The sequence below is a fragment of the Mesoterricola sp. MK458 genome, assembly GCF_055384935.1.
In genome coordinates, this window is the sequence record NZ_AP045075.1 from 3,136,343 (window position 1) to 3,149,355 (window position 13,013).

Annotated in this window: 13 protein-coding genes and 1 riboswitch; of the genes, 6 read left to right on the forward strand and 7 right to left on the reverse strand. The window is 66.9% G+C overall.

Translation table 11 applies throughout. The features are described 5' to 3' along the window. Positions 1-142: 142 nt before the first annotated feature. From fusA to ACZ5LB_RS13660, 4 genes are all read right to left on the reverse strand, one after another. On the reverse strand, positions 143-2,251 hold the full coding sequence (gene fusA, locus ACZ5LB_RS13645; RefSeq protein WP_464602762.1) for an elongation factor G: 2,109 nt from the start codon (positions 2,249-2,251) through the stop codon (positions 143-145). Positions 2,252-2,363: 112 nt separating this feature from the next. Then, on the reverse strand, positions 2,364-2,834 hold the full coding sequence (gene rpsG / locus ACZ5LB_RS13650) for a 30S ribosomal protein S7 (protein WP_306597997.1): 471 nt from the start codon (positions 2,832-2,834) through the stop codon (positions 2,364-2,366). A gap of 7 nt (positions 2,835-2,841) precedes the next feature. Further along, positions 2,842-3,240, reverse strand: a complete 399-nt coding sequence (gene rpsL / locus ACZ5LB_RS13655; RefSeq protein ID WP_306597998.1) for a 30S ribosomal protein S12 — start codon at positions 3,238-3,240, stop codon at positions 2,842-2,844. A 162-nt stretch (positions 3,241-3,402) separates the two neighbouring features. Continuing rightward, positions 3,403-3,687, reverse strand: a complete 285-nt coding sequence (locus ACZ5LB_RS13660; RefSeq protein WP_464602763.1) for an FmdB family zinc ribbon protein — start codon at positions 3,685-3,687, stop codon at positions 3,403-3,405. Between the two features lie 56 nt (positions 3,688-3,743). Between ACZ5LB_RS13660 and rfaE2 the strand changes: the two genes are divergently transcribed. After that, positions 3,744-4,232 (forward strand): D-glycero-beta-D-manno-heptose 1-phosphate adenylyltransferase, encoded by a 489-nt coding sequence (gene rfaE2 / locus ACZ5LB_RS13665; protein WP_464602764.1) that lies wholly within the window; start codon positions 3,744-3,746, stop codon positions 4,230-4,232. Here rfaE2 and ACZ5LB_RS13670 read toward each other — a convergent pair. The 3 genes from ACZ5LB_RS13670 to ACZ5LB_RS13680 form a co-directional block, all read right to left on the reverse strand. Next, entirely contained in the window at positions 4,229-4,528 is a 300-nt protein-coding gene (locus tag ACZ5LB_RS13670) for a hypothetical protein (protein WP_464602765.1), read from the reverse strand. The two genes, rfaE2 and ACZ5LB_RS13670, sit on opposite strands and share 4 nt — an antisense overlap. Then, positions 4,528-5,199, reverse strand: coding sequence for a nucleotidyl transferase AbiEii/AbiGii toxin family protein (locus ACZ5LB_RS13675; RefSeq protein WP_464602766.1), 672 nt, complete (start codon positions 5,197-5,199; stop codon positions 4,528-4,530). Before ACZ5LB_RS13675 ends, ACZ5LB_RS13670 begins: the two co-directional genes overlap by 1 nt. Before the next feature lie 128 nt (positions 5,200-5,327). Then, positions 5,328-6,419, reverse strand: coding sequence for a tetratricopeptide repeat protein (locus ACZ5LB_RS13680; RefSeq protein WP_464602767.1), 1,092 nt, complete (start codon positions 6,417-6,419; stop codon positions 5,328-5,330). 108 nt (positions 6,420-6,527) lie between these two features. On the opposite strand from ACZ5LB_RS13680, the gene ACZ5LB_RS13685 reads away from it, so the two are divergent. From ACZ5LB_RS13685 to ACZ5LB_RS13705, 5 genes are all read left to right on the forward strand, one after another. Beyond that, a complete protein-coding gene (locus ACZ5LB_RS13685) occupies positions 6,528-7,445 on the forward strand; it encodes a formyltransferase family protein (protein ID WP_464602768.1) in 918 nt (305 codons plus the stop codon). Beyond that, positions 7,442-7,729, forward strand: coding sequence for a hypothetical protein (locus ACZ5LB_RS13690; protein WP_464602769.1), 288 nt, complete (start codon positions 7,442-7,444; stop codon positions 7,727-7,729). Before ACZ5LB_RS13685 ends, ACZ5LB_RS13690 begins: the two co-directional genes overlap by 4 nt. A gap of 37 nt (positions 7,730-7,766) precedes the next feature. After that, positions 7,767-8,801 (forward strand): SPFH domain-containing protein, encoded by a 1,035-nt coding sequence (locus ACZ5LB_RS13695; RefSeq protein ID WP_464602770.1) that lies wholly within the window; start codon positions 7,767-7,769, stop codon positions 8,799-8,801. A gap of 51 nt (positions 8,802-8,852) precedes the next feature. Beyond that, a riboswitch (S-adenosyl-L-homocysteine riboswitch) is annotated at positions 8,853-8,935 on the forward strand. Positions 8,936-8,993: 58 nt separating this feature from the next. Beyond that, positions 8,994-9,899, forward strand: coding sequence for a PfkB family carbohydrate kinase (locus tag ACZ5LB_RS13700; protein WP_464602771.1), 906 nt, complete (start codon positions 8,994-8,996; stop codon positions 9,897-9,899). Between the two features lie 119 nt (positions 9,900-10,018). Further along, complete coding sequence (locus tag ACZ5LB_RS13705) at positions 10,019-12,895, forward strand: polysaccharide biosynthesis/export family protein (protein WP_464602772.1); 2,877 nt, start codon at positions 10,019-10,021, stop codon at positions 12,893-12,895. Positions 12,896-13,013 lie beyond the last annotated feature (118 nt).

Sequence of the window (13,013 nt, forward strand, 5' to 3'; positions counted from 1 at the left end):
TTTTTGATTTTCAAGGCAATCGGGAGGGTTTCCCCTCCGTCAAGCTCCGTATGAAGAGGTCTCGATCCTGGGGATCTCGGGCGACCTCACCCCCGGATGGGGGCTGTGACTGCGTCCCGGCGCCTCGGCGCCCGGAATTCTGCTACTTCGTTCCCTTGACCTTGGCGATCACTTCTTCCGCCACGTTCCGGGGAGCTTCGTCGTAATGGCTGAACTGCATGGTGTAGTTGCCGCGGCCCTGGGTCATGCCGCGCAGGCTGGTGGAGTAGGCGAACATCTCGGCCAGGGGGACCTGGCTGGTGACGACCTTGACGCCGGCCCGGTCTTCCATGTTCTCGATGCGGCCGCGGCGGCTGTTGAGGTTGCCGATCACGTCGCCCATGTAGTCCTCGGGGACCACCACCTCGACGCTCATGATGGGCTCGAGCAGCACGGGGTTGGCCTTTTCGCAGCCGTTCTTGAAGCCCATGGAGCCGGCGATCTTGAACGCCATTTCGTTGGAGTCCACCTCGTGGAAGCTTCCGTCGTAGAGGGTGATCTTGACGTCCACCACGGGGTAGCCGGCCAGGACGCCCGACATCATGGCCTCCTGGATGCCCTGGTCGACGGGCTTGATGTATTCCTTGGGGATCACGCCGCCCTTGATGTCGTTGATGAACTCGTAGCCCTTGCCCTGCTCGTTGGGCTCGACGACCACCTTGACGTGGCCGTACTGGCCGCGGCCACCGGACTGACGCACGAACTTGCCTTCGGCTTCCACCCGCTTCCGGATGGTTTCGCGGTAGGCCACCATGGGCTTGCCCACGTTGGCTTCCACCTTGAACTCGCGCATCATGCGGTCGACGATGATCTCAAGGTGCAGCTCGCCCATGCCGGCGATGATGGTCTGGCCGGTCTCGGGGTCGGTCTTCACCTTGAAGGTGGGATCCTCCTGGGCCAGGCGGCTGAGGGCGATGCCCATCTTCTCCTGGTCGGCCTTGGTCTTGGGCTCGATGGACACCTGGATGACGGGATCGGGGAAGTCCATGGACTCCAGGATCACGGGGTGGTTCTCATCGCAGATGGTCTGGCCGGTGAGGACGTCCTTGAAGCCCACGGCCGCGCCGATGTCGCCGGTGCGGACCTCGTCGATGTCCTCGCGCTTGTTGGCGTGCATCTGGAGGAGGCGCCCGATGCGCTCGCGGCGGCCCTTGTTGGAGTTGTAGACGCCCGAACCCGCGGCCATGACGCCGGAGTAGACGCGGATGAAGGCGAGGCTGCCCACGAAGGGGTCGGCCATGATCTTGAAGATCAGGGCGCTGAAAGGCTCGGTGTCCTTGGCCTGGCGCTCGATCTCATTGCCGTCGAGGTCGTGGCCCTGAATGGCGGGCACGTCCAGGGGGCTGGGCATGTAGCTGACGACGCAGTCGAGCAGGGGCTGGACGCCCTTGTTCTTGAAGGCGGAGCCGCAGCACATGGGGGTGAAGGCGAGGCTCAGGCAGCCCTTGCGGATGCCGGTGCGGATCTCATCCTCGGTGAGGCTCTCGCCGCTGAGATACTTGTCCATCAGGACGTCGTCGGTCTCGGCGACCATCTCGATCATCTTCTCGCGCCACTCGTTGGCGGTCTCCACCAGATCCTCGGGGATCTCGCCGTAGACGACCTCGAAGCCCTTGTCGCCTTCGCTGAAGGTGAGGCCCTGCATGAGGACTAGGTCCACGACGCCCTTGAAGTTCTCCTCGGCCCCGATGGGGATCTGGATGGGCATGGGCCGGGCCTTGATGCGGGTGCGCATCATTTCGCAGACGCGGAAGAAGTCGGCGCCGGGGCGGTCCATCTTGTTCACGAAGCCCAGGCGGGGAACGCCGTACTTGTCGGCCTGGCGCCACACGGTCTCGGACTGGGGCTCGACGCCGCCGACGGCGCAGAACACCGCCACGGAGCCGTCCAGCACGCGCAGGCTGCGCTCCACCTCGGCGGTGAAGTCCACGTGGCCGGGGGTGTCGATGATGTTGATGCGGTGCTCGATGTCCTTGAGGAAGCCCGTCTGGGCCGTCCACGCCGCGGTGATGGCGGCGGAGGTGATGGTGATGCCGCGCTCCTGTTCCTGAACCATCCAGTCGGTGGTGGCCGCGCCCTCATGCACCTCGCCGATCTTGTGGATCTTGCCGGTGTAATAGAGGATACGCTCCGTCGTCGTGGTCTTGCCGGCATCGATGTGGGCCATGATGCCGATGTTTCGGTAGCGCTCGAGGGGAGTCGTGCGGGCCACGGGGGCCTCCTTCAGAGTTCAGGAATCAAATATCAGATTAGGGTTGCGACTGCACCGGGCAAAAACCGGGGCCGATCCGTCATGATCGGCCCCGGGTTTGCAGGTCCTGTACCTACCAGCGGAAGTGGGCGAAAGCCTTGTTGGCTTCGGCCATCTTGTGGACGTCGTCCTTCTTCTTCACGGAGGAACCGCGGAAGTTCATGGCGTCCAGAATCTCGCCGGCGAGCTTGTCGCGCATGGTGCGCTCGCCGCGGCCGGCGGAGTAGGTCTTCAGCCAGCGCATCGCCAGGGACTGGCGGCGGCCCTGGGGGACCTCCACGGGCACCTGGTAGGTGGCGCCGCCGACGCGGCGGGACTTCACCTCGACGGAGGGCTTGATGTTGTTGAGAGCCTTCTGGAAGGCCTCCAGGGCCTCCTCGCCGGACTTCTTGGCGACGATCTCCAACGCTCCGTAGAGGATGCGCTCGGCGGTGGACTTCTTGCCGCGCTCCATCAGGACGTTGATGAACTTGGAGACGGTGAGGCTGTTGTAGACGGGATCCGGCAGAATCTCGCGCTTGGCGGGGCTGGAACGGCGGCTCATGTCTACCTCACTTCTTCTTGGCGGCGACGGCACCCGCCTTGGGGCGCTTGGCGCCGTACTTGGAACGCGACTGGTTGCGGCCGGCGACGCCGGTGGCATCCAGGGTGCCTCGGACCACGTGGTAGCGCACGCCCGGAAGATCCTTCACGCGGCCACCGCGGATGAGCACGATGCTGTGCTCCTGGAGGTTGTGGCCCACGCCGGGGATGTAGGTGGTGCACTCGATGCCGTTGGTGAGACGAACACGGGCCACCTTGCGCAGCGCGGAGTTCGGCTTCTTGGGCGTCGTCGTGAAGACCCGGGTGCACACGCCGCGCTTCTGCGGGCAGGCGTCGAGCGCCGGGCTCTTGGTCTTGTTCTCAAAGGTGCTCCGCCCCTGGCGGATCAGCTGATTGATGGTTGGCACACCATCCTCCTATGTTTTGGGCATGCAGCAAGATGTTCGCCGCTTGCCGGCGCCGGAGAGGTCATGCGGGATGACGTCGGGCGAAAAACCTCGGGCCCGTGGGGCCCGGGAATCTGAAATGTTACCGAAATCCGGGGGAATGTCCAGCCACAATCCCGATTTTCAATTGTCCTTGGCCGGAGAATGGCAGGCGCAGCCACCCGAGCAGCCTCCCTTGGGCGCGGCCGGAGGTTCCGGAGCGCCTCCCTTCTTCTCGGGGGCCAGGCCCGAATAGCCCTGGGCGTGCCACCCCCCGCCGGCCAGGTTGAAGGCCGTCCGGGAGATCTGGCGCTTCATCCCCCCGCCGGCGCCGCAGTGTTCGCAGGCGTGCTCGGTGGGAGCGGAAAAACCCTCCAGCTTTTCTTCGCGTTCGCCGCAGGATTCGCAGCGGTATTCATACAGCGGCATGGCATCCTCTTGAAACCGGCCGACGGCCGGAACTACCAGCTTACCCCAGGAAACCCATGACTTCACCCGTCCGCTACTTCCCCGACGCCCAGTCCTTCCTTCGCGCCCACCCCACCCGGGCGGGGAAGCTTTGTTTTACCAACGGTTGCTTTGACCTGATCCACCCCGGCCACGTGCAGTACCTGGAGGATGCCCGGGCCCTGGGGGACTTCCTGGTGGTCGGCCTGAATTCCGACGCCTCCGTGGCCCGGCTCAAGGGCCCCTCGCGCCCCCTCCAGGACGAGGCGGCCCGGGCCTTGGTGCTGCTGGGCCTGCGCAGCGTGGACGCCGTGGTGCGCTTCGAGGAGGACACCCCCCTGGAACTCATCACCGCCCTGCAGCCCGACATCCTCACCAAGGGCGGAGACTACACGCCCGAGACCGTCGTCGGGCGGGAGGTGGTGGAGGCCCGGGGGGGCAGGCTGGTCCTCATCCCCTTCCTGCCGGGCCACAGCACCAGCACGATCGTGGAGCGGATCAAGACGGGTCGGGGCGTCCTCGCCTAGTGATAACGGCGCGTGGGCAGCGGCGGGACCATCCCTTCGGGTTCGCAGATCCCCAGCGCATAGTGCCAGTAGTACCAGGACCGTTCGTTGAACCAGCCGGGTTCGGCGGACGCGAGCACCTCCCGGAAGGAAGCCTCCCCGACGGCTGCAAGGAGGGCCCGTGAATCGTCAAAATCTCCAATATTCATGACTTGGGCGATGACCCTGGCGGGGCGGAGCATCGCCTCGCCGGGGGTCTCCCACCAGATGTATCGACGGGCATCCTCGAGGAGCCTTTCGTGGACGGTAGGGTTCATCAGGGTTCTCCAGGCCCGAGTTGCGACGAACGGATTGCAAGGACCGGGATTCGGGTCACGGAGGCGGACGTTCTCGCCAGGGATCCGCGAACGTCCTGCGGCAGGTCCCCGAGGTCCCCATCCCCGAAATACGCCAGGGCCTTCAGGGCCTCGGATGGCTGGAAGGTCCTGCCGAATAGCGCCTTCCCCGCCGCGAGGCCATCCTCGAGACGGACCCCCCACCCGAGCAGAGCATGGATGTCGACATAATCCTTCTTTTCAGCCCTCTGCTGAATGACCTTGAGCTTCGTCCCCATCAGATCCAGAAGCGAAGCCGCGGCTAGGACACCATCGCTGCTCAGGTCCGGCGTCCCCACCCGTCCCATGGTCATTCCCCCGAAGAAGGAGACCTTCACGCCTTCTTTGGAACCCTCTTCCGATGGCACCAGGAGGGTGAGGGTGTCGGGCGCCTCCTGGAGGACCCGGGACCTCCCGCCGAAGGGCAGTTCCGCGATGAGACCCGCGTGCTCCAGGGGCCGGTCCGTGAAGAAGTCAAAATCCACCGAGATCCGGTGCCCCAGGCGCAGGGAGATGGCCGTACCTCCGTAGAGGACGAACCCCTGGTTCCGGAGCGGGCGGAGATCGGGCCAAAGGGCGCGTTGGATGACGGGAAGGATTTGCAGTTCGGGCACGAAAACAGCGGCCCCAGGCCCGGCCGAATCCCCCTCACGCTTTGGACCACCGACCGTCATTTTCCGCCCTCTCGGGGTGCCCGCTGAATGCCTCGCCATCAAGTATAGCTTCCCATTCGGGATGGTCGTCAGCGCTCCACCTTCCCGCCCTTCATCCCCTGGATGCCCTCGATCTTGCTGGTGTAACGCTCCTGCTCGGCGGGATCCGAGTATTTCTTGGCCTCCTGCAGGCTCTTGATGGCCCCCTCCAGGTCCCCTCCCGCCAGGCGCACCCGCGCGGCCAGCAGGAGCAGGTCGGGGTCCTTGGGAAGGATTCTGAGGGCGGACCGGATGCGGGTCTGGGCCTCGGACAGGTCGCCCTCCAGCAGGGCCTCCTCGGCCAGGTAGGCGTGGAAGTACGGGTCCTTCTTGCGCACCGTCTCCCCCAGGACGCGGTAGCGCTGGGCCTCCTCCACCCGCCCCGCGTTTCGCAGGAGGGCCTCCATGTTCCCGATGGGCGCCCCGTCCCGCTTGTCCAGTTCCATGGCGCGCCGGTAGGCCTCCTCGGCCTTGACGGGATCCTCCATGGCCGAGTGCACGACCCCCAGGATGTTCCAGCCCACGCTGGATTTGGGATCGGATTCCAGGGAAAGCTGGGCCTGGTCCCGCGCGGCGCCCAGGTCCCCGTCGGTGAGGCGCTCCACGGCGCGGTTGCTGTAGAAGAGGGCCCGGAACCGCGCCTCCGGAATGACGACGACCTTGTAGGTGCCGTAGCGCTTGCGCAACTCAGGCACGAAATCGGCGATGAGGTCGCCGTGGGGGGGGGCGGGGGTCAGGGCGACCACGTGCCGCTCGTAGCGGACGATCCCCCCGGCCCGTCGCCAGTGGTTCGTGTTCAGGGCCTCCGCGTACTCCTCGTGGATGCCGATGGCGCGGCAGGCCACCACGAAGAAGGCCGTCAGGGACAGGCAGTTGGCCCTGCCTTCGGTCCACACCTCGGCCACCGTGCGGGTGCGGGTGTTGTCGTACACCAGTCCGAGGCCCCCCTCGCTGCGCTTCTGGAAGAGGGTCTGGAGGAGATCCTGGAGCTTGGTCTGGGTCGAGGGGGCGGAGCCGGTGGCCTTGAGGATGAAAGCCTTGGCCTCCGGCGGCAGGAAGAAGGGATCCCCCGGGGCGGGCGCCGTCTGCGCCTGGGAGACGACCCCCAGGATCCCGGCGACCATGAAAGGACGTATGTCCATCACCTGCGTGCCCTCCGCCCACGACTTTACAGGAATTGCGCCTCCTCGTTCAGAATACGGCAGGGAACGGCCCGGAGGTTAGAATGGACGTCCCCCGGAGGCCCGCCCATGACCACAGCCATCGTTTGCGCCTATTCCTCCGTCGGCCACGAGGCCCTGGCCGGGCTCCTGGAGGCGGGCATCAACGTGCAGGCCCTGTACACCTACCCGCAGCGCCCCGATGAGGCCTGGTTCACGCCCCCCGCGGCGCTGGCGCAGAAGCACGGCATCACCGTGCACATGGAAAAGGACTTCAACAGCGACCGGGTCTACAAGACCATCGCCGCCATGGCCCCCGACTTCCTCTTCAGCTTCTACTTCCGGGAAATGATCCACCAGCGGTACCTGGACCTGCCCAAGAAGGGCGCCTACAACCTCCACGGCTCCCTCCTTCCCGCCTACCGGGGCCGGGCGCCCATCAACTGGGTGCTGGTCAAGGGCGAAACCGCCACCGGCATCACCCTGCACACCATGACCTCCCGCCCCGACGACGGCGACATCATCGGCCAGACCCCCCTGCCCATCGCCTGGGACGAGACGGCCCTGAGCCTCACCCTTCGCTCCGCCGCGGCGGCCAGGACCCTGGTCAAGGCCCTGGTGCCGGGCCTGGTGGACGGCACCGCCAAGCGCGTCCCCCAGAAGAGCCTGGGCGCCTCCAGCTACTTCGGAGGCCGGTCCCCCGAGGACGGACAGCTGGACCTCGCGGGTCCCCTGCACGAGGCCTTCAACCTCATCCGGGCGGTGGCCGACCCCTGGCCCAACGCCTTCCTGGAGACCGGCCGGGGCCTGGTGAAGGTGGCCTGGGCCCTGCCCTCGGCCTCCACCTGCCCCCAGGGCCACTTCCGCGAGGGCCGGGAGGGAATCCTCCTGGGGTTCCGGGACGGCGCGCTGCGCCTCCACACCCTGCGCCGGGAGGGGGTCCGCAGCGAGCGCCCCTCGGTCCACGCCGCCTGGCTCAGGGAACTGGGCATCCCCGAAGCCCGGTGAAGGCCCTCCTCGCCGCCCTCCTCCTGCTGGGCCCCGCGGCCCTGGCCCGCCCCGTGGGGAGCGCCCGGGAGGCCCGGGCCATCGCCGAGCACGAGACCAGCGGCATCGCCGTCAGCGCCCGGAGGATCCACCTCAACGGCGCCACCGGCGGGTGGGAGGTGGACCTGCGCATGCCGGGGGAGACCCGCGGGTGGCGGTGCGTGGTGGACAGCGACACGCGTTCGGTCTACACCAAGACGCGGATTCCCAATCCTGAACCGCCCAAAACCAGGAAGAGGTCGTAGACTGCTTGCCATCGGCAAATGCCGTGAGGAGGCCTTTATGGCTTTTATGGACTGGGGCAAGGCCCAATTCATTGAGATCATCGAGTGGCTGGACGATTCCAACGACGTGTTGGCCTGGCGCTTCCCCGTGCGGAACCAGGAGATCAAGAACAACGCCCAACTGGTGGTGCGCGAGAGCCAGGAGGCCACCTTCGTCCACGAGGGGCAGTTCGCTGACACCTTCGCGCCCGGCACCCACACCCTCTCCACCCGGAACATGCCCATCCTGGCCGACCTCAAGGGCTGGAAGTACGGGTTCGAGAGCCCCTTCAAGTCCGAGGTGTACTTCACCAACACCCGGCTCTACAACGACCTGGGCTGGGGCACCTCCAACCCGATCATGATGCGGGACCCCGACTTCGGCATGCTGCGCATCCGGGCCTTCGGCATCTACTCCATCCGCGTGAAGGACTCGAAGAAGTTCCTCAAGGAACTGGTGGGCACCAACGGCGTCTACACCAAGGACGACATCACCGAGCAGCTGCGCAAGAGCCTGATCAGCAAGTTCACGGACGCCCTGGGCGAGGCGAAGGTCCCCGCCCTGGACCTGGCCGCCCACTACGACGACCTGTCGGACCTGCTGCGCCAGAAGATGGATCCCGAGTTCCAGACCATGGGCCTTGAGTGCTCCAAGCTCTTCATCGAGAACATCAGCCTCCCCGAGGAAGTGGAGGCCATGATGGACAAGCGCACCTCGGTGGGCATGATGGCCCCCGTCATGGGCGCCTACACCCAGATGCAGGTGGCCGACTCGGTGCCCCTGGCCGCCCAGAATCCCGGCGGCATCGCCGGCCTGGGAATGGGCCTGGGGGTGGGCGTGGGCATGGGCAACATGATGGGCCAGCAGATGGGCGGCGCCATGGGCCAGATGGCCCAGGCCCCCTTCCCGGCCGGCCAGGCCGCCCCGGCCCCCGCCAAGTCGATCAAGGAGGAGCTCACCGAGCTCAAGGACCTCTTCGACAGCCAGCTCATCACCCAGGCAGAGTTCGACAAGCAGCGCAGCGCCATTCTTTCCAAGCACGGAATGGCCTGATCCCCCCGGATTGGCGTTGCCCCGCAAGGGATCCGCAAGGTAGGATCTAATGTCACCGAGGAGCGTTGCGAGCCGTCCCATCCAGGCGGCCTAGGCTCGGCGGCCTCCGTCCCGTCCAACGACGCTCACCCCGCGACCCCGAAGGGTGCCGGGTGAGCGTCCATCCCCATTCCCCCACGTCCGGAGAACTCCATGAGCCTTCTCGCCGTCGGAAGCGTCGCGTTCGATGATCTGGAAACCCCCTCCGGCCGCCGGGACAACATCCTGGGCGGGTCCGCCAGCCACTTCTCCCTGAGCGCCAGCCGGTTCCACCCGGTGCGGGTGGTCGCCGTGGTGGGCGAGGACTTCGGCCCCGCGGAGTACGGCGTCTTCGAAGGCCGCCCCATCGACCTCGCGGGCCTGGTGAAGACCCCGGGCCTCAGCTTCCACTGGAAGGGCCAGTACGGCACCGACCTCAACGAGGCGCGCACCCTGGAGACCCACCTCAACGTCTTCGCGGGGTTCAAGCCCGACCTGCCCCCGGCATTCCGCACCTCCCCCTTCCTCTTCCTGGGCAACATCGACCCCGTCCTCCAGTTGGACGTGGTGCGCCAGATGGCCCAGCGCCCCCGGTGGATCGCCCTGGACACCATGAACTTCTGGATCGACGGCGCGCGGACCGCCCTTCTGGAAGTCTTGAAGGAAATCGACATCCTCCTGGTGAACGAGGCCGAGGCCCGCTCCCTCACCGGCGAACGCAACCTGCTGAGGGTGTATGCGAAGATCCGCGACCTGGGCCCCCGGATCCTGGTGATCAAGCGCGGCGAATACGGAATGCTGCTGTTCACCCCCGAGGGGTTCTTCGCGGCGCCGGCCTTCCCCCTGGAGGAGGTCAAGGATCCCACCGGCGCCGGCGACACCTTCGCCGGGGGCTTCCTGGGCCACCTCGCGGCCGCGGGCACTCTGGACCTGGCCTCCATGAAGCACGCCGCCCTGGCCGGGACGGTCATGGCCAGCTTCGCCGTGCAGGATTTCGGCACCGAGCGGGTGCAGGCCCTCAAGGACGGGGAGTACGCCAGCCGCGTCGAGGCCTTCCGGACGATGATCCACGTGGGCTGAACCTTCCGCCCGCCCAGCAGGCCGTGGCCAACCGGTGCTTGACGGGGACCCCGCGATCACCTACCCATTGGGGCGTGTCTCCACGCGGTGCTAGGATTGTAAAATTAAAAGGTGAATTCATGGTCCGTCCCCCCCTCGTAGGCATCATGTTCACGGCCCTCTCCCTGGTGGCCCAGGAGCCCGGCCTTCCGGACCTCCAGAGCCTCCGGCAGGCCGCAGCGGCTGCCCAGGCAGGAGGGGCCGCGGCGGCGGATGCCACGCCCCGGACCGCGGCGGCGCGTACGACCCCTGAACCCGTGCGGCCCACCCAGACCGAGCAGGACCGCATCCAGGCCGAGATCCGGGCCGCGAAAGCCAAGGAGAAGGGTCCCAAGCGCTTCGCCGAGGACCTGTTCGCCACCCGCCAGGCATCAAGCACCGGCACGGAGGGCGGCATTTCCGAGGACTACGTCCTGGGCGCGGGCGACCAGATCCAGATCAGCGCCTTCGGCAGCGCCAACTTCGAGCTTCCGGCCACGGTGGACGGCCGCGGGGAACTGGTGGTGCCCAAGGTCGGGACGGTCAAGGTCGCCGGCATGAGCCTGGCCAAGGCCCGCTCCGCCGTGCAGGCGAAGGTGGCCCAACAGTTCAGCCGCACCTCGGTGGATCTCGCCGTGGTGAAACTGAGGGAGGTGCGGGTCTTCGTGCTGGGCGAGGTGTACCGCCCCGGGGGCTACCTCGTGCCCAGCCTCAGCAGCCTCGTCAATGTCCTGGGCCTGGCGGGCGGTCCCACCGCCGCGGGCAGCTACCGCCAGATCCGCGTGATGCGGGGCGGCAAGGTGGTCCACCAGGTGGACCTCTACCCCCTGCGCGCCGAGGGCCTGGGGAACATGAACTTCGGACTCCAGAGCGGCGACACCGTGTTCGTGCCGTTGGCCTTCAACCCGGTGACCCTCGAGGGCGCCTTCACCCGCGTGGTGGCCGCCACCGGCGACCTGGAACCCCGGAAGGTGAAGACGCGCCAGGACAAGGAGATCGCCCGCCTGAAGGAGCAGATCGCCGCCGAGGAATACCGCCTGGGACCCAAGGGATCCGCCAACCGCCTGCACGCCGAGGCGCTGCTGGGCGAGCGGCAGGGGATCGATGGACTCGACCCGGACGAGGAACAGGACAAGGACAAGGACGAGGCGAAACAGAAGAACAAGGAGCTGGATCCGGAAATGGCCCAGGAACGCGCTAGCGCCGAAGGGGTCGGCCAGGCCCTGGCCGTCGGCCCCGTCCCGACCCAGACCACGGGATACCAGGAGCCCTCGCTGGCGGAACGCACCCTCATCAACGAGCGGCTCACGCTCCTCCGGAAGCGCCTGGATCGCCTCACCCTCCAGGCCCGCGGCGACCAGCGCACCCAGGAGCTCACCGACCAGGAAGCCCTGGCCGACGGCTATTCCCAGGAGTACAGCGGGTTACCCGGCTGGCTGGTGCGTTGGAACACCGACGGGAAGGCCCCCTCCATGCAGTTCGAGATGCTCCCGGGGGAAACCGCCGAGCAGGCCCTGCGTTTCGCCGGGGGCCTCGCGCTGCAGGCCTTCGACGACGGCCTCGTCCTGCGCCGGATGGGTAAGGGTGGGGTCCTGGACGCCGCCGACGTCCCCCTTGCGAAGGCCGGCCAGGTGGAACTGCGCCGGGGCGACGTGCTTTCGGCCCTGGCCAGCCGGGAGCGCGTGGAAAAGACGGTCACCGTTTCCGGCTGGGCCCGGGTTCCCGGGACATTCTCCCGGTCCGAGGGCCTGCGCGTTGGGGACCTCCTCCGGCGGGAATCCCAGATCCTGCCGGACACCTACATGCACCGGGGCGAGATCGTCCGCACCCTGCCCGACCAGAAGACCACCTATGTGGCCTTCGACCTGGCCAAGGCCCTGGCGGGCGAACCCGACCACAACCTGCCCCTGCAGGACCGGGACCAGATCGAGCTTTACCGCGTGACCGACCTCCGCCTTCCCCAGACCGTCCAGGTGCGGGGCCCCGTCTCCCGCCCCGGCACCTTCCCCTTCCACGAGGGCATGCGCGCCTCGGACCTCCTCTTCCAGACCGGTGTCCTCCTGAACGAAGCCGACCGCCTCGTGGCGGAACTGGCCCACACCCGTGAGGGCAAGCCTAGCGAAGTTCGGAAGCTGGACCTGACCCGCCTGCTGTCGAATGAGACCTCCAGCCCGGTTCGCCTCGACGACGAGGCCGTGAACCCCGTGCTCAGGCCCCAGGACCAGATCAGCATCTACGCCAAGCCCGACTACCGTGCCCACCGCAGCGTGACCCTCATCGGCCAGGTGGCCCGGCCCGGCGTGTACGTACTGGATTCGCCCCGGACGGGCCTTCGGGAGGTCCTGGCCCGCGCCGGCGGCCTCACCGCCGAGGCCATGCCCCAGGGCTCCATCTTCCTGCGCCCCATGACGACCCCCAACGCCGACGCCTTCAGCCTGGAGTCCCAGCGGGCCAACACCAAGGCCCCCGCGCTGAACGGCATCAACAACATCCTCGAGCGCCTCAACGAGACCAAGCGCCAGCCCACCACGGGCGTGCTCCTCAAGACCCCCATCCTCCACGGCCTCGGCACCGGGAGCCTGGACCGCCTGGTGGTGAACGTCCCCGGCATCCTGGCCGGCGACACCAAACTGGATGTGGACCTCCAGGACGGCGACCAGATCATCGTCCCCAGGCGCACGGAAACCGCCTACGTGATCGGCGAGACCGCCAGCCCCTTCATGTCCTACCACGTGGTCCCCGGCTTCAAGGTGCGGGACATGGTCAAGGTCGCCGGCGGCTTAACCCGCAACGCGGACGAATCCAACATCCGCCTCCTGAAGGCCGACGGCCGGATCCTGGACCGGAGCATCATGGGCTCCGAAGTGGAGCCCGGCGACGCGGTCCTGGTGCCCCAGAAGGTGCGCCGTGATACGACCTGGCAGGAGAACCTCCAGGCGATCACGCCCCTGGCGCTCATTCTGAATGCAATCAAGTGAGGAACCCGCAACGCATCTTCAAACCGCGACCTTCGAGATTATTCATTCAAACGTGATCCGTTACGTGATGTTTATTTAGATTTCAAATTGGCTCCGCAAAAGGTGTCCTAGTACCATA